This window comes from Accumulibacter sp., from assembly GCF_029255285.1.
In the GTDB taxonomy this organism is placed as follows: Bacteria; Pseudomonadota; Gammaproteobacteria; order Burkholderiales; family Rhodocyclaceae; genus Accumulibacter.
In genome coordinates, this window is sequence record NZ_JAPUVI010000086.1 from 19473 (window position 1) to 45919 (window position 26447).

23 protein-coding genes and 1 tRNA gene are annotated in these 26447 nt (G+C 63.6%); 13 read left to right on the forward strand and 11 right to left on the reverse strand.

All coding sequences use genetic code 11. The features are described from left to right. Positions 1–229 precede the first annotated feature (229 nt). Together Q1M07_RS09925 and gpmI are read left to right on the forward strand one after the other, a co-directional pair. The gene (locus tag Q1M07_RS09925) at positions 230–1174 is read left to right on the forward strand and encodes a hypothetical protein (RefSeq protein ID WP_300453489.1); all 945 of its coding nucleotides are present in this window, start codon (positions 230–232) and stop codon (positions 1172–1174) included. Between the two features lie 165 nt (positions 1175–1339). Beyond that, entirely contained in the window at positions 1340–2980 is a 1641-nt protein-coding gene (gene gpmI / locus Q1M07_RS09930) for a 2,3-bisphosphoglycerate-independent phosphoglycerate mutase (protein ID WP_300453490.1), read from the forward strand. A 67-nt stretch (positions 2981–3047) separates the two neighbouring features. On the opposite strand, the gene lysA is transcribed toward gpmI, so the two are convergent. Together lysA and Q1M07_RS09940 are read right to left on the reverse strand one after the other, a co-directional pair. Continuing rightward, a complete protein-coding gene (gene lysA / locus Q1M07_RS09935; RefSeq protein ID WP_300453492.1) occupies positions 3048–4292 on the reverse strand; it encodes a diaminopimelate decarboxylase in 1245 nt (414 codons plus the stop codon). Further along, positions 4289–4486: a hypothetical protein gene (locus Q1M07_RS09940; RefSeq protein WP_300453495.1), complete on the reverse strand. Its 198-nt coding sequence runs from the start codon at positions 4484–4486 to the stop codon at positions 4289–4291. Before Q1M07_RS09940 ends, lysA begins: the two co-directional genes overlap by 4 nt. 37 nt (positions 4487–4523) lie before the next feature. Between Q1M07_RS09940 and cyaY the strand changes: the two genes are divergently transcribed. After that, positions 4524–4850 carry an iron donor protein CyaY gene (gene cyaY / locus Q1M07_RS09945; protein ID WP_300453497.1) on the forward strand — a complete coding sequence of 109 codons (327 nt, stop codon included), beginning with the start codon at positions 4524–4526 and terminating at the stop codon, positions 4848–4850. A gap of 17 nt (positions 4851–4867) precedes the next feature. Here the strand turns inward: cyaY and Q1M07_RS09950 are convergent, their stop codons facing one another. Then, a complete protein-coding gene (locus Q1M07_RS09950) occupies positions 4868–6268 on the reverse strand; it encodes a carbohydrate porin (protein WP_300453499.1) in 1401 nt (466 codons plus the stop codon). Positions 6269–6443: 175 nt separating this feature from the next. Between Q1M07_RS09950 and Q1M07_RS09955 the strand changes: the two genes are divergently transcribed. The 3 genes from Q1M07_RS09955 (at position 6444) to Q1M07_RS09965 (ending at position 9784) form a co-directional block, all read left to right on the forward strand. Beyond that, positions 6444–7184 (forward strand): SAM-dependent chlorinase/fluorinase, encoded by a 741-nt coding sequence (locus Q1M07_RS09955; protein WP_300453501.1) that lies wholly within the window; start codon positions 6444–6446, stop codon positions 7182–7184. 120 nt (positions 7185–7304) lie between these two features. Further along, a complete protein-coding gene (locus Q1M07_RS09960; protein ID WP_300453504.1) occupies positions 7305–7769 on the forward strand; it encodes a type II toxin-antitoxin system RatA family toxin in 465 nt (154 codons plus the stop codon). A 167-nt stretch (positions 7770–7936) separates the two neighbouring features. Next, the gene (locus Q1M07_RS09965) at positions 7937–9784 is read left to right on the forward strand and encodes a glutamine--tRNA ligase/YqeY domain fusion protein (RefSeq protein WP_300453506.1); all 1848 of its coding nucleotides are present in this window, start codon (positions 7937–7939) and stop codon (positions 9782–9784) included. A gap of 16 nt (positions 9785–9800) precedes the next feature. Here Q1M07_RS09965 and arsC read toward each other — a convergent pair whose 3' ends face one another. The 4 genes from arsC to Q1M07_RS09985 all read right to left on the reverse strand — a co-directional run bounded on the left by arsC (position 9801) and on the right by Q1M07_RS09985 (position 13406). Then, positions 9801–10154 (reverse strand): arsenate reductase (glutaredoxin), encoded by a 354-nt coding sequence (gene arsC / locus Q1M07_RS09970; protein ID WP_300453508.1) that lies wholly within the window; start codon positions 10152–10154, stop codon positions 9801–9803. Positions 10155–10213: 59 nt separating this feature from the next. Continuing rightward, the gene (locus tag Q1M07_RS09975; protein WP_300453510.1) at positions 10214–10825 is read right to left on the reverse strand and encodes a CBS domain-containing protein; all 612 of its coding nucleotides are present in this window, start codon (positions 10823–10825) and stop codon (positions 10214–10216) included. A gap of 69 nt (positions 10826–10894) precedes the next feature. Beyond that, positions 10895–11944 carry an SGNH/GDSL hydrolase family protein gene (locus tag Q1M07_RS09980; protein WP_300453512.1) on the reverse strand — a complete coding sequence of 350 codons (1050 nt, stop codon included), beginning with the start codon at positions 11942–11944 and terminating at the stop codon, positions 10895–10897. A 259-nt stretch (positions 11945–12203) separates the two neighbouring features. After that, positions 12204–13406: an ABC transporter permease gene (locus Q1M07_RS09985; protein WP_300453632.1), complete on the reverse strand. Its 1203-nt coding sequence runs from the start codon at positions 13404–13406 to the stop codon at positions 12204–12206. A gap of 348 nt (positions 13407–13754) precedes the next feature. Between Q1M07_RS09985 and Q1M07_RS09990 the strand changes: the two genes are divergently transcribed. The 3 genes from Q1M07_RS09990 to Q1M07_RS10000 are packed head-to-tail and all read left to right on the forward strand — an operon-like array spanning position 13755 to position 18375. Further along, positions 13755–14087 (forward strand): thioredoxin family protein, encoded by a 333-nt coding sequence (locus Q1M07_RS09990; RefSeq protein WP_300453514.1) that lies wholly within the window; start codon positions 13755–13757, stop codon positions 14085–14087. A gap of 49 nt (positions 14088–14136) precedes the next feature. Next, positions 14137–15273 carry an efflux RND transporter periplasmic adaptor subunit gene (locus Q1M07_RS09995; RefSeq protein WP_300453634.1) on the forward strand — a complete coding sequence of 379 codons (1137 nt, stop codon included), beginning with the start codon at positions 14137–14139 and terminating at the stop codon, positions 15271–15273. A 9-nt stretch (positions 15274–15282) separates the two neighbouring features. Next, entirely contained in the window at positions 15283–18375 is a 3093-nt protein-coding gene (locus Q1M07_RS10000; protein WP_300453516.1) for an efflux RND transporter permease subunit, read from the forward strand. A gap of 39 nt (positions 18376–18414) precedes the next feature. Here the strand turns inward: Q1M07_RS10000 and Q1M07_RS10005 are convergent, their stop codons facing one another. Further along, complete coding sequence (locus Q1M07_RS10005; RefSeq protein ID WP_300453518.1) at positions 18415–19404, reverse strand: aldo/keto reductase; 990 nt, start codon at positions 19402–19404, stop codon at positions 18415–18417. Positions 19405–19982: 578 nt separating this feature from the next. Then, positions 19983–20070 (reverse strand) — tRNA-Ser (locus Q1M07_RS10010). A gap of 170 nt (positions 20071–20240) precedes the next feature. On the opposite strand from Q1M07_RS10010, the gene Q1M07_RS10015 reads away from it, so the two are divergent. Beyond that, on the forward strand, positions 20241–20933 hold the full coding sequence (locus Q1M07_RS10015) for a Bax inhibitor-1/YccA family protein (RefSeq protein ID WP_300453520.1): 693 nt from the start codon (positions 20241–20243) through the stop codon (positions 20931–20933). A 48-nt stretch (positions 20934–20981) separates the two neighbouring features. On the opposite strand, the gene Q1M07_RS10020 is transcribed toward Q1M07_RS10015, so the two are convergent. Both Q1M07_RS10020 and Q1M07_RS10025 read right to left on the reverse strand, forming a co-directional pair. Next, the gene (locus Q1M07_RS10020; protein WP_300453522.1) at positions 20982–21869 is read right to left on the reverse strand and encodes a polysaccharide deacetylase family protein; all 888 of its coding nucleotides are present in this window, start codon (positions 21867–21869) and stop codon (positions 20982–20984) included. 51 nt (positions 21870–21920) lie between these two features. Then, positions 21921–22292 carry an Mth938-like domain-containing protein gene (locus tag Q1M07_RS10025; RefSeq protein ID WP_300453524.1) on the reverse strand — a complete coding sequence of 124 codons (372 nt, stop codon included), beginning with the start codon at positions 22290–22292 and terminating at the stop codon, positions 21921–21923. A 146-nt stretch (positions 22293–22438) separates the two neighbouring features. Between Q1M07_RS10025 and alaC the strand changes: the two genes are divergently transcribed. The 3 genes from alaC to Q1M07_RS10040 all read left to right on the forward strand — a co-directional run bounded on the left by alaC (position 22439) and on the right by Q1M07_RS10040 (position 26249). After that, the gene (alaC, locus tag Q1M07_RS10030; protein WP_300453526.1) at positions 22439–23623 is read left to right on the forward strand and encodes an alanine transaminase; all 1185 of its coding nucleotides are present in this window, start codon (positions 22439–22441) and stop codon (positions 23621–23623) included. 10 nt (positions 23624–23633) lie between these two features. Continuing rightward, positions 23634–24866 carry a pyridoxal phosphate-dependent aminotransferase gene (locus tag Q1M07_RS10035; protein ID WP_300453528.1) on the forward strand — a complete coding sequence of 411 codons (1233 nt, stop codon included), beginning with the start codon at positions 23634–23636 and terminating at the stop codon, positions 24864–24866. Between the two features lie 72 nt (positions 24867–24938). After that, complete coding sequence (locus tag Q1M07_RS10040; protein ID WP_300453530.1) at positions 24939–26249, forward strand: homoserine dehydrogenase; 1311 nt, start codon at positions 24939–24941, stop codon at positions 26247–26249. The last annotated feature ends 198 nt before the right edge of the window (positions 26250–26447 follow it).

Here is a 26447-nt window from a genome sequence, read left to right on the forward strand (position 1 = left end):
GTGCCAAGTTGGCGGCGGCGCACGACAGGCCGGTTACCGTCATCTCTACCGAGGTGCTTGCTGCCAGGCGAACGCGCATTTCCGCTGACCTTCATTGAGCTTGTCGACAAATTTTACACCTGCCCAAGAAGGCGCTGTTCGGCCCGCGTCAACGCATTGATGTAAAATAAACTGTTTACGGCGGGTGCGATTCTTGCTTTTACGCTGCCGGTGATTTCGGAGTCCTGAAATGCTTCCACGGCTGCACGGCAGGTGTCGTCTTCCAGGCTTGATTCTGGCTGCCTTGTTCGCCGGTACGGTCGCCGCACATCCTTTGCTCAATGAGGATCACGCACCAGGAAACGTGACGCTGCCGAGCGCCGCGGTCGGAAGTCCACATCCGCTGAACGCGGCCAACGTCGACCAGCGAAGTCCGTCGTCGGACACATTGACACGCGGTGGTGGCGAACCCGTTGCTTCGCTGTCCGGACCCGCGCGCTTGGGCAACAAAGAGAACTCAGCCCTGCTGGGGGTCGACGGAAGCGAATCGCTGAGCGGCCTCTCACGCGCCGCGGTCGACATCCGACCGCAGGAGCTCGCGTCCGCCGCCTCATCGCCACGCGTGGTGCCGCCCACGGCGGGAGAGGTTCGCGGACCTGGCGAGGATCTTCTGCTGGCGCTGAACGCACTTCAGGAATCGGTAACCGAGGCCCTGGTCGAAGCACTTGACGCGCGGGTTGACCGCGATGGACGGGTAGTCTTTACCGTGGCCGGCGTCGACGGGTTTCATTTCGTGTCTGAAGCCGGCACGGTGACCGTGGGGCATGGCGATACGGCGCTGACCATCGCCGCGTCTCCGGAATATCCGCCGACACGGCCAGTGGTGACACAGACGACACCCAGCGCTCAGCCCGATCCTTCGCTCGGCGGCTTCAATCCGGTGCGTAGCCTCATCGAGTCGGTCAAGGAAATTGCTCAGCATCCGCTGGTCTGGGTGGTAATTTTTTTCCTGCTCGTCGGCAAGATCGCCTTGCTGGTCGCCCATCGTCGACACCGCAGACGACGGCACCACAGCCACGCGCGACGGCCAGCGCTCCGCTCGAAGGTGAAACGGCGGCGCTCGCGCTCGCGCCAGCAAAGCACCTCGACCACGCCAGTCGGCCTGACGAGCAGCGGCTGCCTGCAGGAAGGCTGATACCGCCAGGTTTACCTCCCTGGCCTTGGAGTCACCGGGCTGCCAACCGGCGGCACGGCACTCGGTAACCGACCCCACGGCTTACGGTATACTGGGCTGGACGCTCCTGCTTCCAATCCTGCAGGAGCCTGCGTTCCTACCCCTCCACTTCCGCAGGAATCCATCATGTTGCAGAAATCTGCCTCTTTCCCTGGAATTCAAGGCCCCATCGTCACGATCATCATGGACGGCTACGGCATCGCCACGTCCGATGTCGGCAGCGCCATCGCCGCCGCCCGCAAACCTACACTCGATCGACTCTTCGCCAACTACCCGAACATCCGTTTGCGCGCCCACGGAGTGGCCGTCGGGATGCCTTCCGATGATGACATGGGCAACTCAGAAGTCGGCCACAATGCCATCGGCGCCGGTCAGGTCTATAGCCAGGGCGCCGCGCTGGTCGCCGACGCCATCGCCAGCGGCTCGATCTGGCAAGGCGCTGCCTGGCAGCAAATCGTCGCCGGCGCCAAGGCGGGGCGCGGCGTCATCCACTTCATCGGCCTGTTCTCGGACGGGAATGTGCACAGTCACGTGGACCACCTGCGGGCCATGATCGTCCGCGCCAGGGAAGAAGGCGTCAGGGCGGTACGGGTACACATCCTGCTCGACGGCCGCGATGTCCCCGAAACCAGCGCGCTCGACTACGTATTGCCGTTCGAGGATTTTCTCAGCGAAGTGAGCCGCGACGGCTTCGATGCGCAAATCGCCTCGGGCGGCGGCCGCATGAAGATCACCATGGATCGCTACGAGGCGAACTGGGATATGGTCGCCCAAGGCTGGCAGACGCACGTGTTGGGCGAAGGCGCGCCGTACGGGAGTGCCGCCGCCGCCATAGAAGCGCTGCGCGCGAGCTTCCCGGGAACGATAGACCAGGATTTGCCGCCCTTCGTGATTACCCGCGACGGTCAGGCGATCGGGACGGTCGAGGATGGCGACTCGGTGGTGTTCTTCAACTTCCGCGGCGATCGCGCGATCGAAATCACGCGCGCTTTCGAAGAGGCGGGTTTCGACAAGTTTGCCCGGCGCCGCGTACCGCGCGTGACCTACGCCGGCATGTTGCAGTACGACGGCGACCTCAAGCTTCCCAAGCGCTTCCTGGTCGACCCGCCGGCCATTCTCGACACGATGGGCGAATGGTTTGCCAAAGCCGGGATTACGCAATTTGCCTGTTCCGAAACCCAGAAGTTCGGACACGTGACCTATTTCTGGAACGGTAACCGCTCCAACAAGTTCGACGGCGAGACCTATCAGGAAGTGCCGAGCGACATCGTTCCCTTCGAACAGCGTCCGTGGATGAAAGCCGCCGAGATCGCCGACGCCATGATCGACGCTTTGCGGAGTGGTCAGTACCGGACCCTGCGCTGCAACTTCGCCAACGGCGACATGGTCGGGCATACCGGCCACTTCCGAGCCGCGACCATGGCCATCGAGGCAGTGGACCTGCAACTTGCGCGCATCCTGCCAGTAGTCGACGCGCTCGGCGGCGTGGCGCTGATCACCGCCGACCACGGAAACGCCGACGAGATGTACGAAATCGACAAGAAAACCAAGCAACCGGCCAGGAACGCCGATGGCTCCTACAAGGCGAAGACCGCCCACACGCTGAATCCGGTCCCGCTGATCCTCTACGACAACGTCACCGGAGGCCGGCTAAGCCTGGCGCAAACGGAAACCGCGGGCTTGTCCAACATCGCGGCGACGATCGCTGGGCTTCTGGGTTTCGAAAAGCACCCGAAGTGGGACGAAAGCTTGCTGCTTGTCGGCTGAGACAGGTTTTCTGCCGCCAAAAAACGCGATTGCCAGGCGGGGTGGCCCGCCTGGCTGCGGCGCGAGGTCAGGGAAGGCGTCGTTCCAGCGCGTAGAGTTCCTCAGCCGTCTCGCGGCGGCGAACGAGGTGTGCCTGGGCGCCATCGACCATTATTTCAGCCGCGCGCGGCCGGCTGTTGTAATTCGAACTCATCGCCATGGCGTAGGCTCCGGCCGACATCACCGCCAACAGATCGCCCGCCGCCAACGCCAGTTCGCGGCCGTGACCGAGGAAATCACCCGACTCGCAGACCGGCCCGACGACTTCCCAGGGAATGACCTCCCCCGGGCCGGCGACCACCGGGACGATGTCGTGCCAGGAACCGTACAAAGCCGGACGCGCGAGGTCGTTCATGGCCGCGTCGACGATGGCGAAACTCTTGACTTCGCCCGGCTTCAGGTATTCGACCCGGGTCAGCAGCAGACCGGCATTGCCGACCAGTCGACGGCCCGGTTCGAGCAGCACTCGCAGCCGCCGGCCTTCGAGCTTCCGTAAAAGCGGCTGCAGGTAGGCCTGGACGGTCGGAACGTCTTCGTCGCGATAACGAATGCCAAGCCCGCCGCCGAGGTCGATATGGCGCAACGTGATTCCCTCACTGGCGAGTTGGTCGACCAGCGCCAGGATCTTGTCGAGCGCCTCGGCGAAGGGCGCTGGATCGAGCAACTGCGAACCGATGTGGCAGTCGATGCCGCTCACCTCGAGATGCGGCAGGCTGGCGGCGTGCCGGTACAGGGCCAGAGCGTCGTCGTAGGCGACACCGAACTTGTTCTGCTTGAGGCCAGTCGAGATGTAGGGGTGAGTTTTCGGATCGACGTCGGGATTGACGCGCAAGCTGATCGGAGCGATCTTGCCGAGACGGCCGGCGACGGCGTCGAGGCGATCGACTTCGGGTGCCGATTCGACGTTGAAGCACAGAATGCCGGTCGCCAGCGCCAGTTCCATTTCGGCAGCGGTCTTGCCGACGCCCGAGAAGACGATTCGCCGAGGGTCCGCGCCGGCCGCCAGAACACGCTGCAACTCGCCGCCGGAAACGATGTCGAAGCCAGCGCCACGACGGGCAAAGACATCGAGCACGGCGAGGTTCGCGTTGGCCTTGACGGCGTAGCAGACGAGCGCGTCGAAACCGGCAAGTTCGCGCTGGAATTCGTCGAGCGCGCTTTCCAGCGCCAGGCGCGAATAAACCCAGCACGGCGTGCCGAAGCGCCGGGCCAGATCGAGCAACGAGACGGATTCCGCGTGCAGGACGCCGTTCCGGCGGACAAAGGCACTCATCGGGCCGCCTCGCCCGCCGTGCTAGAATCCTTGACCGTGGTCGCGCCGGGAGTTTTTGCTGTCGCCTCGGCAGAGGGCGTGCTGGCGGCACTTGCCGGTGTCGGCAGTTTTGGCGGCAGCGTCAGTTGCCCTTTGTGGCCGCAAGCGCCGAGCGCGAAAATGGCCAGCAAGGGCAGGACAAGGGAATGCCACATGGTTCGGGAAGGCCAAAACAAAATATGTTAGCACAGGATGACTGATAGCGAATTCGACGAACGCGCCGAGGCCACGTTGACCCGGATCGAAGCCGCACTGGAACGTCGCGGCGCCGATCTGGCCGATCTGGATTTCGAAAGGCTTAACGACAGCGTGCTCGAAATCGACTGGGCAGGTCGAGGCAAGATCATCGTCAATCGGCACGACGCCGCCCAGGAGATCTGGGTCGCTGCCCGCTCGGGGGGGTTTCACTACCGCTGGGATGGCAGCCGCTGGCAGGACACACGCAACGACGAAGAACTAATGACGGCGCTGTCGCGTCTCGTATCGGAGCTCGCGGAAGAGCCCGTGTCGCTCGTTTAGGCGAGGGCTGGTCGGTCTCAGAGCGCCAGTTGCAGGCGAACCCCGGCCAGCGTGGCGTTCGGCAAACCGAGGCCCGGGTTGACGACGCGCTGAATGACTGGTTGCAGCGTCACACCCGGAGTGATTTGCGCCCGGTAGGTCATTTCGACGGCCGTTTCGGCGGCCGAGGACAGCGGCTCGCCCAACTCGTCGGCCAGCTGCGATCGCCCTTGCGGACCGACATGGGCACGCGTCGCCGCGATACCGAAGATGTCCTTCTCGCGCCCGGCAAAAGGGCCGCGCAGGCTGAGGCCGCCACTTACCGAGTAGTCGATCGCATTGGTCTTTCCGTCTGTGAAACCGTAACGGAAGAACGCGGTCAGGTCGCGGTTGGAATCCGGCACCCGGAACACGGTCTGCTCGAGTAGGAGATAGCCCCCCCAATGCGTCGCCAGCAAAGGCTCGCCAAGCGCGTCGACAGCCACGAGTTGTGGGAAGCGCGGCGCGTAGCGCCACATACCGATGGCCAGCTTGCTGATCGGCTCGAAGTCGCTTTTCTCCTGAGACGCGGGCTGATCTTGCAGCAATCCGGCCTTGAGCGGGCTGAATCCGATTTCGCCAATGAGCATGCTGCCGACGCCCTTTGGCCAACTGATGTTCGGGCCGGCGGTCGCCACCCGGTCGGAGGGAAGGCCGCGCGAAATAGCCAGCATGGCGTACCAGGCGGGGTCGGGATCGATACGCAGACGTGCGGCGTACGAACTCGTCGGGTAGATCGATGGGCCGGCCAGACTACCGAAGTTGGCCGTCTCGGCGGCCATCCCGAACGACGGATGCAGGAAGACGCCCGACGAATCGGTGACGTAGAACTCGCTGTCTATCGGGTACAGGCCGACCCGAAGCGAGGCTTTGTCGTCGAAAAGCAGTTGTTGCAACCAAGCCTTGAAGATGCCGCTGCGGTTGACCGGTGCCTCGATGTTGTCGACGCCCATCAGGCTGCCGACATAGTTCAGATTGACCCGGCCGCCGCCGTTGCTGATCACGTGCAGATAGGCGGAGCCACCCCGCCAGCCGAAGAGCTTGTCGCCGTTGACCTGCAAGATCAAATCGACATGGCCCATGTACGCACCGCCGTGCGTGATACCGCCGCGGTTGTTGCGCAGGTAATCGGCGGTATAGACGAGGTCGGCCTGAAGTCCCGCGTCGTAGAGTTGTTTGCGGGCACCACCCCAGTCGCCGGTGAGGGTGCCTTCCTGCCAGTTGGGAGTGTCTTCGGCCGCCTCATCGGTTGAGCTTCCGTCAGGCGTGGCCAGCGCTTCGGTGTCGGCCGGCGGGTCGTTCTCGCTCGCCGAGGCTGGTGCGGCCAGCGGCTGTCCGGTAGCGGCAAAGACCAGAACGGCGCCCAACAGTGCGGCCAGCGGCTTCCTTTTGGTAAACATGGTAGCGGCCTTTCGAGTCGTTTTTCCTGGTGCATAATGCGGCGCTATGTTATCAGTTCCACCGATGGATCAGCGGCCCGCGACGGCCCATGCAATGGGGAATCGTCTGGGCAGCGAAGGCCGGGCGAAATGGTTGGCCGCAGGTATCCCAGGAACACACGACCACCGACGCGCGATGATTGTTCTCTACACCGATTTCGGCCACGACGACCCCTATGTCGGCCAGATGAAAGCGGCCTTGCTGCGGCACGGACGGCGCGATCTTCCGATCGTCGATCTGCTGCATCGAGTGCCGAACTTCGATCCGCAGGCCGGCGCCCACTTGCTGGCGGCGCTGACGCGGAGCTTCGATGCCGGCACCGTATTTCTCGCCGTGGTCGACCCGGGAGTTGGTGGGGATCGCCCAGCGGTCGTCTTGGAAGCTGACGACAAATGCTACGTCGGACCGGACAACGGCCTTCTGTCCGTCGTCGCAGCGCGGGCGCAGACGCGTCGCGTCTGGCGCATCATCTGGCGGCCAGACGGCTTGTCGGCCTCGTTCCATGGCCGCGACTTGTTTGCCCCGGTCGCCGCCCGGATCGCTGCCGGCGACTGGCCGACCGCGGCGCTCGAGGAATGCGACGGTCTGCAGCATGTGCTGCCGGCGGATGATCTGGCGCAAGTCCTCTACATCGATCATTACGGCAATGCCATGACCGGCCTGCGGGCGGCCGACCTTCCGAGGAACACCACGCTGACCGCAGGCGGCGCCCACATCGCGCCGGCGCGGGTGTTCGCCGACGTGCCGCCCGGCCTGCCATTCTGGTACGCGAACAGCGTCGGGCTGGCCGAAATTGCAGTCAATCGCGGCAGCGCGGCGTCCGTCCTGGCGCTCGCCGTCGGTTCGCCGGTAGCACTGCGGGCGAGCGACGCGTGATCGTCTTGGGCGGCTACCATGATGCGGGTCGTCGCGAGCGGCGTCACGCCAGCCCCCAAGGACGAGGAACAGCACTATACGGCACCCCCCGTAGACACTAGAGCAGGGAGGAATTAGCCCATGGCCACCCACCGCGAGAGCCGCGCGCTGGCGCAGTCGTCGCATGTCATCTTCGACATCGTCGCCGATGTCGAGCGCTATCCGGAATTCCTGCCCCTGATCCGCGAAGCACGGATCGTCAAACGCTACGCCGACGCTTATGAAACCGAGCAGAGTCTGGCCCTGGGTCTGCTAACCCATCGCTTCCGTACGCGCACCGAACTCGACCGTCCGCATGGCATAACCGTCGTCTCCGCTGACCGATCGTTCTGCCGTTTCGACATCCGCTGGCAGTTCGCCTCACTCGGTGATCGGCGCTGCCACGTCGATTTCGCCTTGAACTGCGAAACGCGCTCCTTGTGGCTGATGCCGGTCGTTCAACTGTTGATTCTGCCGATGGCCAGCAGCATGGTGGCCGCCTTCGAGGCGAGGGCGCAGGCGCTGGCCGTTGCGGCGGACGATAGGGAAGTGTCCGCCGATCCCTAGGTTCGCTTCAGGATCGGCCAGATCATCGAACTCCGAAGCCGAGCCGTCGAACCTGTCGCGGTGTGCTCGCTCAAAGGTCGATGGAGAAGCTTGGCAGAGCGGCAATCCTGGCCGCTTTGTCGCGCTGACCGTTAAAATGCGAGGCTTCGCGAATCAAGGACAGCGCTGTGAGCCACGAGCCCTCCGACCGTGCGGTGAACTCCGCCGTACTGGCCAGTACCAACTTCATCCGCAACATCATCGAAAGCGATCTCGCCGCCGGAAAGCACGCGGCCCGCCGCTGGTCGGGCGCTCCTGGACCGGCTGACCAGCAACTGGCCGGGGCACTCGACCCGGCCCGGATTCGCACCCGTTTCCCGCCGGAGCCGAACGGCTACCTGCACTTCGGTCACGCCAAATCGATCTGCCTCAACTTCGGACTGGCGCAGGATTACGGCGGCCGCTGCCATCTGCGTTTCGACGACACGAACCCGGAGAAAGAGGAGCAGGAATATGTCGATTCGATCATCGACGCCGTGCGCTGGCTCGGATTTTCCTGGCAGGAAGAACCTTCCGAAAACCAGCCGGCAGGCGAGTGCCATCTCTATTTCGCTTCCAACTATTTCGACTGGATGGCGCAGTTCGCCGAGTATCTGATCACCAGCGGTCACGCTTACGTCGAGAGCCAGAGCGCCGAGGAAATACGCGCCAGCCGCGGTACGCTCACCGAGGCAGGCAAGGAGTCGGTCTACCGCCAACGCAGCGTAGAGGAAAACCTGGATCTTTTCGGGCGCATGCGGGGCGGCGAGTTCCCCGACGGCGCGCACGTCCTGCGCGCCAAGATCGACATGGCTTCAGCCAACATCAACTTGCGCGACCCGGTGATCTATCGTATCCGTCACGCCAGCCACCACAACACGGGTGATCGCTGGTGCGTCTACCCGATGTATACCTATGCGCACCCGATCGAGGACGCGCTCGAAAACATCACGCACTCGATCTGCACGCTCGAGTTCGCCGATCAGCGTCCGTTCTACGACTGGCTGCTCGAGCGCCTGGCCGAGGGCGGCCTGTTGCAACGCCCGCTGCCGCAACAGATCGAGTTTTCACGCCTCAACCTGACGTACATCGTTCTTTCCAAGCGCAAGCTGATTCAACTCGTCGACGAAGGGCATGTTTCCGGCTGGGACGACCCGCGCCTGCCGACGCTCGTTGGCGCGCGCCGGCGCGGCTATCCAGCAGCCGGCTTTCGGCTGTTTGCCGAACGCGTCGGGGTTTCGCGTTCGGATTCGCTGATCGAGTATTCGCTGCTCGAAGACACGATGCGCGAAGTGCTCAACGAGTCCGCCGAACGCCGCGTTGCCGTGCTCGATCCGCTGCGTCTGATCATCGACAACTATCCCGTCGGCACGAGCGAAGCGTGTTTCGCGCCCAACCATCCGCTAAAACCGGAACTCGGCAAGCGGGCCATGCCCTTCGGTCGCGAACTGTGGATCGAGCGCGAGGATTTCATGGTTGAGCCGAGCAAGGGCTACCACCGGCTCTACCCTGGCAGCATGGCACGGCTACGCTACGGCTATGTCGTCAAGTGCACCGGTTTCGAGGTCGACGAAAGCGGTGAGGTCAACGCCGTCCATTGCGACTATCTGCCTGATTCGAAGAGCGGAACGTCCGGCGCCGATCGCTACAAAGTCAAGGGCAACCTGCACTGGGTGGCGGTGGCCGACGCCTATGCGGCCGAGGTCCGCCTCTACGACCGCCTGTTCGCCGTCCCTTCGCCCGGCGCCCGGCGCGAAGGCGACGCCGAGGATGTCGAGCGTGATTTCCTCGACGACCTCAACCCGGACAGCAGGCGAGTCGTCGGCGCCTGGGTCGAGCCGGCGCTGAAGCTTGCCAAACCCGAAGAGTGCTTCCAGTTCGAGCGCCACGGGTACTTCGTCGCCGACCGTGTCGAATCGGAGGAAGGGGCGCCCGTGTTCAACCGGACGGTGACGCTGCGCGACGTGTGGACAAGCAAGCCCAGCCCGATCAAGTAAGACGAGCGCCGCGCTGTTACAGAAGATCCAGCGCCCGCTCGGGAGGCCGCCCGAGAACGGCCCGGTCGCCGCGCACGACGATGGGGCGCTCGATCAGGATGGGGTGTGTCGCGAGCGCTTCCAGCCACTCGTCGTCGGTCAACGAACGTCCGGCGTAGCGTTCCTTGAAGATGGCTTCGCCGCGGCGCACGATTGCGGCGGGTGGCATGCCCAGCTTGCGCAGCAGTTGACGCAATTCTTCAAGCGTCGGAGGCGTTTTCAGATACTCGACGAGTTCGACATCGACGCCCCGCTCGGCGAACAGCTGACAAGCAGCACGACTCTTGGAGCAGCGATTGTTGTGATAGATCCGGATGGGCGCATCGTTCATCGGGTAGCCTCGGAGAAAGATCGATCGGAGAGGGTGGGTACGGCATTCCGGCGGCCGGCTTAGCGCCAGAGGCTGAGCGGCGGGTCGGTGATGATCGCCCGCAGGATGTCGCTACGTGACACGAAACCTACCAGCAACTGCGCGTCGTTGACAATCGGCACGCCGTCTACTTGGTATTCGAGCATCACCCACGCGATGCGACGGATGTCGGTGATCGGATCGGCGCTCACCACCGGGGTCGTCATGACGTCGCTCACCTGCCTCGCCAGCACGTCGCGCACGCGTCCTTCTTCCACGTTGAGCACGGTCAGCAGGTCGCGCTCGCTGACGATGCCGACCAGGCGATAGCCTGGATCGAGGACCGGTGCCTGATGAATGCGTCGTTCGAGCAAGACCCGCCAAGCGTGCTCGACGGCATCGGTGCTGGTCAGCGAAACGATTTGCCGCTGCATGATCTGGTAAGCATGGTAGAGCGGACCCCGGTCGGGGTCGCCGCGCAGCATCGCCCGATAGGCACTGACCGCCTGGGCGGCGGGAGCGCTGAACAGCGGCGCCGGCTCTTGCTCGGCGATCGGCCGAACGGCGGTGCCGCGATGGACGCCGGCGACCTGGTCCAGCCCTTCGAACGTCCCGTGATAGATCGGGCCGCTCAAGCCATACACCGCAAACACGCGCGCTCCTCCTCGGGTGAAACGAAAAGCCCCGCCGCAGCGGGGCCGGGACGACGGTTGCGGCCGATTTTACATCGACTGGCGACGAGCCGAAGCGGCCAGGCCGAAAATGCCGAAGGCGAGCAGGAAAAGCGTCGCGGGCTCCGGCACGGCCGCCCGGAACTGGCTTGCCAGGATTTGGTGACCCGCGGTCGTCGGGTGAACACCATCCCAGAACAACCACTTATTCCAGTTGCCGGGGTTGCACTCGCCACTCAGCAGATAGTCCACGCACGCCTTGTCGGTGACTTCGAGGCCATAGGCCGTCCGGTTGCCGGTCACCCTCTTGAACAGCGCTTCGGTATCGAACTGAACGATTTCGGCCGACGCCAAAGCGGCGTCCAGCAGATCGAGCTGCAGCTTGAGGTTGGTATTGAACTGGCCGGTCAGGAAAGTCAGACCGGGGGCCTCGGGTTTACCGGCAAAGCCAGGCACTGTTCCGAGATCGGGCATGTTGGGCACCAGGAAATGCTGCGCGCCGGCCGCGGCGAGTGTTCCGATGGTGGTCAGGATGTTGGCGATGCCGTTGCTGACGACGTTGCCGCCACCCGGAGACCCCGGGACGGTCCCCGGAAGCGCGCCGGTCTTGGCACTGTAGAAGACGTCGTTGGGGAACAGCCAGACCACGAAAAGCGATGTCGCCGGATCGAAGACCGGTTTCGCGGCGGCGAATTCGCCCAGTTGCCAGGCGTTGCTCTTCGCCGAATAGGCGGGCTTCAGAGGATCCGGAACGCTGTCGTTGACCCCGTTGTAACTTGACGCCCCGGTCGTCGCACCGCCGATCGCATAGTTTGTGCCACCGGCCAGTGACGGCCGGAAGCTCGTATCGCCGGGGTTGTAGCTGTTCCAGAGGTACTCGACGGCAACCGGACCGTTCGAGTACTGACCGTTATAGTAGGGCGGCGGCGGAAAGGTGACACCGCCTCCCGTTGCCGCCTGACTGACCAGCCCGCTGTTGCCGCCATCCGAAAGGCTATCGCCAAAAACGAAAAGGCTGGAGAGCGACTGCAGGGCGGCGTTTGCCGAAACCGGTGCCAGGACCGAGACAAGCAGCGCCGACGTGAGTAGCAGTTTTTTCATCTCGTGTTTCCTCCTGATTTGGGTAAGCGCCGGCATTTGGGCGGCCAATGAGGAATTGCGCTACCGCCGGTCGGGGCCTGATGCGAGACCGGGATTCAGCCAAGCAAGAATCGAGCTATGCTCACCAACAATCGGATTTAAAGATCTTTAGTTTCGCGTCGGGCAACTCGCGGCAAGGCGGGTGTAAAATTTCCCGACAGCCGGCACAGCAGGCCGGGTCTTGCCCGCCCGAAGCGAACGGGTAACGCCAAGCCATCCCTCACTCAGCGCGCAGGGCCTCGACGGCGTCGAGCCGCGCGGCGCGCCGGGCCGGCAAAACACCGGCCAGCAGGCCAATCAGAATGGCGATCCCTTCGGCCAGGACAACGAAACTGAGCGGGGTGTGCACCGGCAGCGCCGGCACCAGGAGGTGAATCGACTGCGCCAACCCCATCCCGAGCAGCAAACCGAGCAGACCACCGAGCGCGGAAAGGGCGATCGCCTCGCCAAGAAAGAGTCCGAGGATCGTCCGGCGCGGTGCGCCGAGTGCGACCAGCAAGCCGATTTCTCCGGTCCGTTCGGTAACGGCGATGGTCATGATCGTGACGATGCCGACGCCACCGACGAGCAGTGAAATGCTGCCAAGCGCACCGACGGCCATGGTCAACACGTCGAGAATGTTCGACAACGTGCGCAACATGTCTTCCTGCGTCGTGATCGTGAAATCTTCGCGGCCGTGGCGAGCCTTGAGCGTCGCGATGACGCGGGCGCTGACCGCCGCGGCGGGAACGCCTTCCTCGTAGGACAGGTCGATTTTCATCACCCCGTCGCGGTTATAGAGTTCGAGGGCGCGCCCGGTCGGGATGTAGGCGGCGTCGTCGAGATCGATGCCAAGAAACTGCCCTTTCGCTTCGAGGACACCAATGACGCGAAACTGCAGTGTGCCAACCCGAACGCGGGCGCCGAGCGGGTTTTCGGCGCCAAACAGTTCTTCCTTGAGCTTGGCGCCAAGTACGAGGAAGGCACGCGCGTGTTCCGCGTCTTCGGCCGGCAGGAACTGACCGCTGCGCACCTTGATGCTGAACACCTTGAGCATCTGGGCGCTGACGCCGTTGATGGTGGTGCGTCGCAGGCGACCGTTGGCGTTGATTTCGGAGTTGCCCCACACGGTGGCAGTCATGCCGGTGATGTGCGGCAGGTGTTCGAGGGCGCGTGCGTCGTCGAGCGTCAGAGGCCGTACCGAGGTCGGAATGCCCGTCGGCGAATGGCCGGAAGTCCTGGTCTTTCCCGGCGCGACACTGATGACGTTGGTACCGAACTGCGTGAACTCGGCCAATACGAAACGGTGGATGCCCTCGCCGATCGAGGTCAGGAGGATCACCGCGGCGATGCCGACGGCGATGCCGAGCAGCGTCAGGAAGCTGCGCAACCGGTGCGCGGTGATGGCACGCAGAGAGAGTTGCAGCGCGTCGCGCGGGTGGATCATCCTGGGCTCGCCGAACTTTCTAGCATGAGCGTATGAAGTTCCGTCGGTTTTTCGTCTGCCAAAAAGTGGGCTTCATGCTAGCAGATTTCCCCGCCGCGATCCGGCACCCGACGAGCAAGGGTCGGCGCCGCCTACCGGCGCTGGCGCGGTCGTTGGAGATGCTGGCCAATAAGTGGCCTCGCGACGGCTGTTCGGCCGGGCGGCGAGTTGGAAAATGCCTGACGTTCGCGGCGCCGAACCCTATCCTCCCGCGGGACGGAGCCCGAAATTTATTCTCAAGCTGCGGTATGCTTGCCCATGCTTTCTTTTCCCGTCGGACACGCTTACCGCCTTCCTGGAGAGACGATGCCAGCGCCAGCCATTTATCCCGCACATGAACTGTCGCGCGCCACGCTCGATGCCTGCCAGGAAGCGACAGTGATCGAGTTCGGCGCCTCATGGTGCGGCCATTGCCGGGCCGCCCGGCCGCTGATCGACGAGGCACTGGCCAGGCATCCGCAGGTCGTTCACTTCAAGGTAGAAGATGGTCCGGGTCGCCGCCTGGGGCGCTCCTACCAGGTCAAGCTCTGGCCGACACTACTTTTTCTCCGCCAGGGCAAAGAGATGGCGCGCCTCGTTCGACCGCTCGACGCGAGCGCGATCGAACAGGCTCTGGCGCGGATCGCGACGGGCGAATGACGATCGCCGGCGACAGCAGGTGAGGAAGATAGGACGGACCGTCGTCGCCGTGCTGACGGCGCTTGGATTAGGCGCGTCCTATTGGTACCTCACCCACCGGCCAGCGGAAACGGCACCCGGCAAGGAGCCGCCGCCCGTCCCCGTACGGCTCTCGCGAGCGGTGGTCGAGAACATGCCAGTAATACTGGAAGTCATCGGCCGTGGCGAGGCTTATGAGAGCGTCAGCCTCAAGTCGCGGGTTGACGGACAGGTGGCCGCGGTGGTCTTTACCGAGGGGCAGCACGTCAGGCAGGGCGACGAGCTGATACGGCTCGATAAGGTCGATTTCACACTGCGCCTCCGGCAAGCGGAAGCCAATGTGGCGCGCGACGAAGCACAACTCGGCAAAGCGCGGGCCGACACGACGCGTTACATGGCTCTGCGTGATCGCGGTTTCGTGTCCGAAGAGAAGGTCAATGAGATGCGCACCAGCGAGGCGGTGGTCGGCGCCGCGCTACGCGCCGATCGGGCCGCACTCGATCTGGCGCGGTCGCAACTTTCCTACACCAGCCTGCGCGCGCCGTTTGCCGGCGTCGTCGGCGCCCGACTGGTCTCTCCCGGCGCCGCGGTGAAGGCCAACGACACGGTCCTCGCCGTGATCAACCGTGTGCGCCCGCTTTACGTCAGCTTTTCCGTTCCCGAAAAGCACCTGCCCCGCCTGCGCGCCGCGATGGCACAGGAAGACTCCGGCTGTCGTGGCTGTCTGAAGGTCAGCGTCGGACTGCCGGGTGACCGGACTCGGCAATTCGAGGGGGAAGCGCGTTTCATCGACAACGCCGTCGACGTGGCCACCGGCACCATCCAGCTGAAGGCCGTGCTTGACAATCGGAACGAGGCGCTGACCCCGGGACAGTTCCTCAACGTCGGCCTGACGCTGGACACTCTGCGCGCCGCGGTCGTCGTGCCGAACGAAGCCGTACAGCAGGGCCCCGACGGACCGTTGGTCTTTGTCGTCAATGCGCAGCGGACGGTCGAGGTGCGCAAGGTCGAAGTGGTCACCAGCAGCGGGGGCCTGACGGCCGTCACGCGGGGCGTTCAAGCCGGAGAGAACGTCGTCACCGATGGTCACCTTCGCCTCTCGCCCGGTGCCACGGTCCAGGCGAAGGAAGGCGCTACGGGCGTGCCACTCGCCGAACAGGGGAAATAGGGGTCGCGAGTGCAGCTTGCCGAACTCTGCATTCGCCGTCCGGTCATGACGACGCTGCTGATCGCGGCGCTGGTCATTTTCGGCGTCATTGCCTATCGCGCGCTGCCCGTATCCGAATTGCCGAGCGTCGATTTTCCGACCATTTCGGTCACCGCCAACCTGCCGGGCGCGTCGCCGGAAACGATGGCCGCGGCGGTGGCGACTCCACTCGAGAGTCAGTTTTCGACGATCGCCGGCCTCGATTCGATGACCTCGACCAGCGCCCAGGGATCGACCTCGATCACTCTGCAGTTCACCCTCGACCGCAATATCGACGCCGCGGCGCAGGACGTCCAGTCGGCGATCTCCGCGGCGCTGCGCAAACTGCCACCGAACCTGCCTTCTCCTCCCTCGTTCCGGAAAGTCAATCCGGCCGACTCGCCCATTTTCTACGTCGCCTTGTCGTCGGCCACCCTGCCTTTGCCGATCGTCGATGAGTACGCCCAGACGCAACTCGCGCAACGGCTGTCGACCATACCGGGGGTCGCGCAGGTGCAGGTTTTCGGCGCGCAGAAGTACGCTGTACGCATCCGCGCCAATCCCGACCAGCTGGCGGCCCGCGGAATGGGGATCGACGAACTGCAGCAGGCCGTCGCTCAGGCCAATGTCAATCAACCCGTGGGGATGTTCGACGGCAGTCGGCAGACCTTCGCCATCAAGGACAACGGTCAGCTTTCCGACGCCGCCGCCTATCGACCGCTGATCGTCGCCTGGCGCAATGGTGCGCCAGTTCGGCTGCAAGACGTGGCGACGCCGATCGACAGCGTCGAGAATAACAAGATCGCCAGCTGGAACGTCGACAAACGAGCGATCGTCCTCGCCATTCAGCGCCAGCCGGGTGCCAACACGATCGAGACGGTCGATGCAATACGCAAAATCCTGCCGGGCTTCAAGGCAAAACTGCCGGCGGCGATCGACATGAACATTCTCTACGATCGCAGCCTGTCGATCCGCGACTCGATAGACGACGTTCAGTTCACGCTCGTGCTGGCCAGCTTCCTCGTCCTCGTGGTGATTCTGCTCTTCCTGCGCAACCTTTCGGCGACCCTGATCCCCAGCCTCGCACTGCCGATTTCCGTGATCGGCACCTTCGCCGCCATGCAGCTTCTCGGCTACAGCCTGGACAATCTCTCGCTGCTCGCCCTGACGCTGGCTGTCGGCTTCGTCGTCGACGATGCGATCGTCATGCTGGAGAACATCGTCAGACACCTCGAGGCGGGCGAGCCACCTTTCGAAGCCGCGATCAAGGGCGCACGGGAAATCGGCTTCACGATCATCTCGATGACCCTCTCGCTGGTGGCCGTGTTCATCCCGGTGTTGTTCATGGGCGGAATCGTCGGACGCCTGCTGCACGAGTTCGCCGTAACCATTTGCGTTGCCATCCTGGTTTCCGGCTTCGTCTCCCTGACGCTGACGCCGATGCTTTGCAGCCGTTATCTCAAACCCGTCGAGTTGGCCGGACATGGGCGCCTGTTCAAGGCTTTCGAGAGCTTTTTCGCCGCCTTGCTAAGGGCTTACGAGCGCAGCCTGGGCTGGGCGATGAGCCGGCCGAAGCTCATCCTGGCCAGCCTGGCGGCCAGCCTGGCGCTGACCGTCGTCATGTTCGCCGTGGTGCCGAAGGACTTCATTCCGAGCGGCGACAGCGGCCGTCTCATAGCTTTCACCGAGGGCGCGCAGGACGCTTCGTTTGCCTCGATGGTCGAACACCAGCGGGCACTGGCCGAGATCGTCGCCAAAGACCCGAACATTCGTTCGTTCATGTCGTCGGTCGGAGCCGGGGGAATCCGGCCGACATCGAATACCGGAACGATTTTCATGCTCCTCAAACCGCGCGAAGAACGCGAGCTGACGCCCGACGAAATCATCCAGGAACTGCGACCGAAACTGGCGGCGGTGCCCGGAATCAAGGTTTACCTGCAGAACCCGCCAGTCATCCGCATCGGCGGGCAGATCACGGCGGCGCAATATCAATATACGCTGCAGGACACCGACCTCGATGAGCTCTACCAGTGGACGCACACCCTGCTCGGCCGGATTCGGCAGTTGCCGGGGTTTGTCGATGTCACCAGCAATCTCAACAACCTCAGCCCGGTGGTCGCGCTCGATATCGACCGCGACAAGCTGTCCTCCCTCGGCCTGAGCTTCGCCCAGGTCGAGGATGCCCTGCAGAGTGCTTTCAGCGCGCGCCAGATATCGACGATCTACGGCGCGACCAACCAATATCAGGTGATTCTCGAAGTCGCGCCCGATTACCAGGCCGATCCGGCGATGCTTTCGCGCCTCTACGTTCGCGCTACCGGCGGCAAGCTGGTGCCGCTCGAGACAGTGGCTTCGATCAGCCGCAAGACGCAGGCGTTGACCGTCAACCACCAGGGGCAATTGCCGTCCGTCACCATTTCGTTCAACCTTTTGCCGGGCGTCTCGCTCGGCGAGGCGGTCGACCGCATCCAGGCGCTGGAGAGCGAGCTGAGCTTGCCGGTGTCGCTGAACACGAGCCTGCAGGGAACCGCGCAGGCTTTCCAGTCGTCGCTGCAAGGTCTGGGAATCCTGCTCTTGATCGCCGTTCTGGTCGTTTATCTGGTGCTCGGCATCCTCTACGAGAGTTTCGTTCACCCCCTGACGATCCTTTCGGGTTTGCCTGCCGCCGGTCTCGGAGCGCTGCTGACGCTGTGGTTGTTCAAGGTCGATCTGAGCCTCTACGCCTTCGTCGGCGTCATCATGCTGATCGGCATCGTCAAGAAGAATGCCATCATGATCATTGACTTCGCCCTCGACCGGCAGCGCCGCTCCGGGATGCCGGCGCGGCAGGCGATCTCCGAAGCTTGCCTGATCCGTTTTCGACCGATCATGATGACCACCATGGCGGCGCTGGCCGGAACCTTGCCGATCGCACTCGGAATCGGCGCCGGCGCCGAGGTGCGCCGCCCGCTCGGCCTGGCCGTCGTCGGCGGATTGGTCCTTTCGCAGTTCCTGACTCTCTACCTGACGCCAGTGGTGTATCTCTACCTGGAACGTCTTGGCCAGTGGCGTTCCCGCCAGACGGCCCGCCACCGCCTGGTGTGAGGCGGCGAACACGGCACGCCAGTCAGCATGCCGCGCGGGTCAGCGGTTGAGCGCTCCCATCATGTTCGCCGGGTAGCGCTCCCCGGCCGCCGCGTCGAGCGGGAACTCGGCGTCCAGCGCGCCTAGTTGCGCTGGCGAAAGGTGGACGGCGAGCGCGCCGGCATTCTCGTCGAGGTACTTGCGCCGCTTGGTGCCGGGGATCGCCACGATGTCTTCCCCTTGGGTGAGGAGCCAGGCAAGCGCGAGCTGTGCTGGTGTACAGCCGATCTCGCTGGCCAATGCTTTGACCTTGGCGACGAGGGCGAGGTTTCTGGCGAAGTTTTCGCCCTGAAAGCGCGGGCTCGACCGGCGGTAGTCGTCGGCCGCGAAATCCTCCGGTCGCGCGATCGCGCCGGTCAGAAAGCCCCGGCCAAGCGGGCTGTAAGACACGAAGCCGACGCCCAGCCTGCGGCACGTGTCGAGAACGCCGGTCTCCGGGTCACGCGTCCACAGCGAATACTCGCTCTGCAGTGCGGTTACCGGGTGCTCCCGGTAGGCACGTTCCAGTGTCTCCGCCGACGCCTCGGAGAGCCCGATGTAGCGCACCTTGCCGGCGCGGACCAAGTCGGCCAGCGCGCCGACGGTTTCCTCGATCGGCACCTTGGGATCGACCCGATGCTGGTAGTAGAGGTCTATCGTCTCGACACCAAGGCGACGAAGGCTCCCTTCAATGGCGCCGCGGATGTATTCGGGGCGGCTGTCGAAACCGCGCACCGACGGGTCGTCGGGGTCGCGCAGAATGCCGAATTTGGTGGCGATGAATACTTCGCTGCGCCGGCCTCGGATCGCCCGACCGACGAGTTGCTCGTTGGTGTGTGGCCCGTAGATGTCGGATGTGTCGAGAAAGTTGATGCCGAGATCCAGAGCGTGCTGTATGGTCGCGATCGATTCTTCATCGTCGCGCCCGGAATAGAAGTCGCTCATCCCCATGCAGCCCAGGCCGAGGGTCGAAACTCGCGGGCCGTCGCGGCCCAGTTGGCGTGTCTCCATCGATGTCCGTCTCCTGCAAGGAAAAGCCGAGCTTAGCACTTGGCGCGCGCCGGTGGCGGGACGTCCTCGACTTGCCCCGCGATATCAGCCCCGCATGAAGTTGCTGAAGCTGAAGCTTAGACACTCGCCTTTCCCGCCGGCCCCGATTCTCGGGGCGGCGAAGGCTGGGAAATGCGACATAGGCGTTCTTGAGCGCCGGTCGATGCCAGGAAAGGCATCTCAGCACGTCAAGGAAATGAGCCGTATCCGCATCCAGCAAGACCGGCATCAGCACGCGAAAGCATGTGGTCAATAATCGCATGTAGCGCCTCTCATTCAACGCCGAGAGGACGCGATGAAAACAGGACGAGGGCCAAAGGCAGCGATTCTTAACAGCAGGCGGGCAGGAAACTAGCGGTAAACAAAAGCCCCATTCCTTCTCAGGATGGGGCTTTGGCGTGCTTACCGAGTCGTTTACCGCTCTGCATCGTTCTCGGCGATGACGGGGTCGCTGATTTCAACCCGGCACGTGGTCAGTTGCAGGGCTTTTCCATACTTGCTATGCACCGCCCAGGACTGCCACAAGTAGTTGTTTTTACTGGCGGAGGCGGTGAGATTCGAACTCACGAACGGTTGCCCGTTGCCGGTTTTCAAGACCGGTGCAATCGACCACTCTGCCACACCTCCAACAGCCTGCCGGGAGTCGGGAAACTTTCGGATGATAGCACGGCGACCGCTCTTCGAGCCGCGCTACTCAGGGACCAGCGCGTGGCAAGCGCTATTCGGCATTGCAACTTTTCCCTTGCTTGGCTAGTCTTAGCGGCGTAGTCGTACTTCAACTCAAGGAGGAACACGCAATGCAACCCCAGTATCAGATGACCAACACGGCAACTCGGGAGCTGACGCTGCAGCAGAACAGGGTTCTGCGCAACACGTTCATGCTGCTCGCCTTGACCATGGTGCCGACCGTCGTCGGCGCACTCCTCGGCGTCCAGTTGCAGTTTTCTTTCTTCGCCGGCAGCCCGTTCCTGTCTTTCGTGCTGTTTCTCGGCATCGCCTTCGGCTTCATGTGGGGTATCGAGCGCACCAAGGATAGCGCCATGGGCGTCGCCCTGCTGCTCGGCTTTACGTTCTTCATGGGCTTGATGCTGTCGCGCATCCTGCAGGTGGCGCTAGGCTTCAGCAACGGAGGCAGCTTGATCGCCATGGCGGCCGGCGGAACCGGGGTGATCTTCTTCACGCTCGCCGGTGTGGCTACGGTGACCAAGAAGGATTTCAGCTTCCTGGGCAAGTTCCTGTTCATCGGTATGGTTGTCGTCTTGTTGGCGGCGGTGGCCAACATCTTCTTCCAGATCCCGGCTCTGTCGCTGACCATTTCGGCGCTCGCGGTGATGGTCTTCTCGGCCTACATCCTCTACGACATCAGCCGGATCGTCACCGGTGGCGAAGACAACTATATTTCGGCGACCCTCGCGGTGTACCTCGACATCTACAATGTCTTCGTCAGCCTGCTCAACCTCCTGATGGTGTTCAGCGGCGATCGAGACTGACCGCTTCCCGACCTTTGGTCGAGAGGGGTGGCCGGCGGCCACCCCTTTTTATTGGTCCCTTTCGCCCTCGAGAAAACTCTTCCCCTGTAGCAGGCGAGGTCCCGTGCGGCCTGGGACGCCGGCGAAGACGACAGCGTGACGGGGCAGCTGCGCAATGTTGCGAGCCGCCAGCACGTCTCGCAGGGCGATCAGTTGGTGGCCTCTTTGCTGCCACTCGGCGAGGAGGAGTTCGAATGCGCTGCGGAACCGGATTCCCTCCAGTTCGGCACGCAAGGTGAAGACATGGTCACCTCGTATCCTGGCGGAAAGCTCCAGAATCCGTTCGACCGCCTGCTCAGCCGACGCGGCCCCGGTGAGCAGCAACTCGTCGAGCGTCGGCAGGGTCGTGGGGACTTGGGGGCAGCGGACGATTTCGCCGTCTATGACCGGAAAGAAGGGATACTTTCCGCGGCAATCGCTGGCATAGCCGAATCCCAGGCGTTGCGTGAGACGCAAGGCATGGCGGCTCATCCGCCAACCGGCGGCGCCGTGCGCCGTCGCCGGTTGGCCAAAAATCGCCTCGAAACGCCGCCAGGCATGCGTCATTTCGACCTCGATCCAGGGATTGTCGGCTGACAGCACCTTGTCTTCCCAGAGGACGCGATTCCAGGCGTGTATGGCCACCTCGAAACCCGCGTCGCGCGCTTGACGCATGATGTCCGCGGCGCGCGTGCCGATATCGGGAGCCGGCAGGATCAATCCATCAAGGCGGGCGGAGAAGTCGTAGTAACGGCAGGGCGAGGACTGGCGCGCTTCGCGCCCGCTGCAGTCCGGGCCAAGCGAAAAGAAGAAGGTCGCCGACGCTCCGAGCCGCGGCAACAGTTCCAGGAGGAAGGGAACGCCGACGAGCGTCCCGCGGCAGGTGTCTACGTCGATCTTGAGGGCGATGCGCTTCATCGTGCCGAGCCCGACGGGTGACGCCTGGTCGCCGACGACGGGTGGTGGCCGTCAGACAAGGAGCAGGCCGACAGCGACCTTGCGGCCTTCACCCACCAGGACGTTGTAAGTCCGGCAGGCCGCCGGCAAATCCATCACCTCCAGCCCTTTCTGGCGCCGCACCAAGGGTTGCAGCAACTCGGGGCTCGGGAAGCGAAGGCGGTCGCCGGTCCCCAGCAGGACGATTTCGGCATCGAGCGAGGCGAGCCATTCGATGTCAGCGATGGACAGCGTTTCGAAGGTCGCTTGCGTCCAGTCCGGGATCAGACGATCGGGCAGTACCGCCAGGTTGCCGGTGTGGCGGACGCCGTTTACGCTGACATAGCCGGCACCGTAGGCGGAAAAGGTGTTCAGGCCAACGCTGCTGTCGAGCTGCAGTTTCATGAAAATTGCGGTGCACAGGACGTTAAAGTAGGATTATAGCTTTTTTGCTGCAGCCGTTCAGAGTCGGATATCTCGTCGTCGCCGCCCCGCGCCGCGTGTTTGTCGTTTGCCCGACCACTGTCACGATCCTTTTCCGAGCACCCGCCATGAGAGAGTTTTCGCGCATCAAACGCTTGCCACCCTACGTCTTCAGCATTACCAGCGAGCTGAAGATGGCTGCCCGTCGGCGCGGCGAGGACATCATCGACATGAGCATGGGGAATCCCGACGGACCGACCCCGCAGCACATCACCGACAAGCTGGTCGAGGCGGCACTGCGCGAGAATACGCATGGTTATTCGATCTCGAAGGGGATTCCGCGGCTGCGCAAGGCGATCTGCGACTGGTATCAACGGCGCTACGACGTGAGCTTCGACCCGGAAAGCGAAGCCGTGGTGACGATCGGTTCGAAGGAAGGACTCGCGCACCTGATGCTGGCCACGCTCGATCGCGGCGACACGGTGCTGGTGCCGAATCCTTCTTACCCGATTCACATCTACGGGGCGATCATCGCGGGGGCCGACATCCGCTCGGTCCGCATGACGCCCGACGTCGATTTTTTCGAGGAAGTCGAGCGCGCAATCCGCGAGTCGATTCCCAAGCCGAAGATGATGATCCTCGGTTTCCCGAGCAACCCGACGGCGCGCTGCGTCGACCTCGGTTTCTTCGAGCGTATCGTTGCCCTGGCCCGCCAGCACGACATTCTGGTGGTGCACGACCTGGCTTACGCCGACATCTGCTTCGACGGCTACCAGGCGCCGTCGATCATGCAGGTCGCCGGGGCTCGCGAGGTTGCCGTCGAATTCTTCACCATGTCCAAGAGCTACAACATGGCCGGTTGGCGTGTTGGCTACATGGTCGGCAACCGGGAGTTGTGTCACGCGCTGGTGCGCATCAAGAGTTACCACGACTACGGAACCTTCACGCCGATCCAGGTCGCTTCGGTGATTGCGCTCGACGGTCCTCAGCAATGCGTCGAGGAAGTGCGCCAACTGTACCAGGGAAGGCGCAACGTACTCGCCAAGGGGCTGCATGAGGCCGGCTGGATGGTCGAAGTACCGAAGGCGTCGATGTACATCTGGGCGAAAATCCCCGCCGCCTACCTGCAGATGGGGTCTCTCGAATTTGCCAAGAAACTGTTGACCGATGCCAAGGTGGCCGTCTCGCCCGGTGTCGGTTTCGGCGAGTATGGCGACGATCACGTCCGCTTCGCGCTGATCGAGAACGAAGAGCGTACGCGGCAAGCGGTACGGGGAATCAAGGACATGTTCAGAAAGGACGGGCTGCTCTAGGCTCATGGCGATGAAACCGATACTCAAGTCCACCAAACTCGACAACGTCTGCTACGACATTCGCGGCGCCGTGCTGCAGAAGGCCAAGCAAATGGAAGACGAGGGTCACCACATCGTCAAGCTCAATATCGGCAACCTGGCCGCTTTCGGTTTCGAGGCGCCGGAAGAAATCCAGCTCGACATGATCCGCAACCTGCCGAACGCCGCGGGCTACTCGGATTCGAAAGGAATCTTCTCGGCCCGCAAGGCGGTGATGCATTACACGCAGCAGAAGCACATCAAGGGCGTCACGCTGGAGGACATCTATATCGGTAACGGTGTCTCCGAGCTGATCGTGATGGCCATGAACGCGCTGCTCAATGCCGGCGATGAAGTGCTGGTACCGGCACCCGACTATCCGTTGTGGACCGCGGCGGTGAGCCTGTCGGGCGGCACGCCTTGCCACTACCTGTGCGACGAGGCAAACGAATGGCTGCCCGATCTCGACGATCTGCGCGCCAAGATCACGCCGCGCACACGCGCCCTGGTGGTGATCAATCCCAACAACCCGACCGGCGCCTTGTATCCCCCGAGCGTGCTGCGCGAGATGGTCGCCATCGCGCGCCAGCATGGACTGATCCTCTACGCCGACGAGGTCTACGACAAGGTGCTCTACGACGGTGCAACGCATACGGCAATCGCTTCGCTGTCCGACGACGTACTGACGGTGACCTTCAACGGTTTGTCCAAGAACTACCGCTCGTGCGGCTATCGCGCGGGCTGGATGGTCGTTTCCGGAGACCTGCGCGACGCCCGCGACTATGTCGAGGGGCTGGACATCCTGGCGTCGATGCGCCTGTGCTCCAACGTTCCGGCACAGCACGCGATTCAGACGGCGCTCGGCGGCTACCAGAGCATCGACGACCTCATCGCGCCGGGCGGCCGCATGTGCCGCCAGCGTGACCTGGCGCACGCCTTGATCACGGCGATTCCCGGCGTCACCTGCGTCAAGCCCAAGGCCGCCCTGTACATGTTTCCGCGCCTCGACCGGCGACTCTACCCGATCGACAACGACCAGGATTTCATCGCCGAGCTGCTGCAGGAGGAGCGCGTGCTGCTGGTTCAGGGCAGCGGCTTCAACTGGCCAGAGCCGGACCACTTTCGCCTCGTCTTCCTGCCCTACGAGGACGACCTGCGTGACGCCATCGGCCGCATCGCGCGTTTCCTCGCCACCTATCGCAAACGCTTCGGGGCGCCAAGCTAGAGGCCGGCCGCAGGCCTGACTGACGGCCGCCAGCCCCCATCGCCCTCCACAACCTTAAGCGCACACTGCCCTATGAAACCCATCAACGTTGGACTGCTCGGCCTCGGCACCGTCGGCGGAGGAACCTACTCCGTACTCAGGCGCAACGCCCAGGAAATCACTCGTCGAGCCGGCCGGCCGATCGCCGTGAGCGTCGTCGCCGACCGCAAGCTGGCGCGCATTCGCGAGCTGACTGGCGGCAGTTGCCGGGCCACCGACGATCCCTTTGCCGTCGTCGCCGACCCGGAAGTCGACATCGTCGTCGAGTTGATCGGTGGCGACGACGTGGCCAAGACGCTGGTCATGCAGGCGATCGAGCATGGCAAACATGTCGTCACCGCCAACAAGGCCCTGCTCGCCAAGCACGGCAACGAGATTTTCGCCGCCGCGCAGAAGCGGGGCGTCATGGTCGCCTTCGAGGCCGCCGTCGCCGGCGGCATCCCGATCATCAAGGCCTTACGCGAGGGGCTGACGGCCAACCGCATCGAGTGGATCGCCGGCATCATCAACGGCACGACGAACTTCATCCTGTCCGAGATGCGTGACAAGGGGCTGTCCTTTGCCACGGTGTTGGCGGAGGCGCAGCGTCTCGGCTACGCGGAGGCCGATCCGACCTTCGACGTCGAGGGGGTGGACGCCGCGCACAAGCTGTCGATCATGTCGGCGATCGCCTTCGGCAACTCGATGAGCTTCGACCAGGCTTTCATCGAAGGCATCAGCCGGCTCGATGCGGCCGACATCCGCTACGCCGAGCAACTCGGCTACCGCATCAAGCTGCTTGGCATCACCAAGCGCACCGCCGAAGGCGTCGAACTGCGCGTCCATCCGACGCTGATTCCCGCCAGGCGGCTGATCGCCAACGTCGAGGGCGCGATGAACGCCGTCCTGGTCAAGGGCGACGCGGTCGGTGCCACGCTCTACTACGGCAAGGGAGCCGGCGCCGAACCCACGGCGTCGGCCGTGATCGCCGACCTGGTCGATGTGACGCGGATGCATACCGCCGACCCGGAGCATCGCGTGCCGCATCTTGCCTTCCAGCCCGACGCGATGGTCGATCTCGCGATCCTGCCAATGGCCGATGTCGTCACGAGCTATTACCTGCGCCTACGCGTCGAGGATCGCCCCGGCGTTCTTGCCGACGTGACGCGCATCCTTGCCGACGACGGCATTTCGATCGTCGCGATGATCCAGCGCGAGCCGGGGGAAGGCGAAGAACAGACGGACATCATCATGCTGACCCACAAGACGCGCGAAAGAAACGTCGATACGGCAATTGCCGGCATCGAAGCCTTGTCGGCGGTCAAGGGACCGATAATTCGCCTGCGCCTGGAAGATCTGCAGTAAGGCGCTGGCGCACCGAGGGTTTGCCGCAACGCGACCGGTTTCACACCGGCGTCGCGCTTGCCGGACCAAGCACCGCGGTCGGGACCATGGGAAGCGCCATTCTCGACCGCTCCGGTTTGGGCCGTCTTGGCCAGAGGGTTGCCGCGCCACCCGGGACGCCGGCCGAGGCCAGGCTAAGGGACCGAATTCACCGACGCC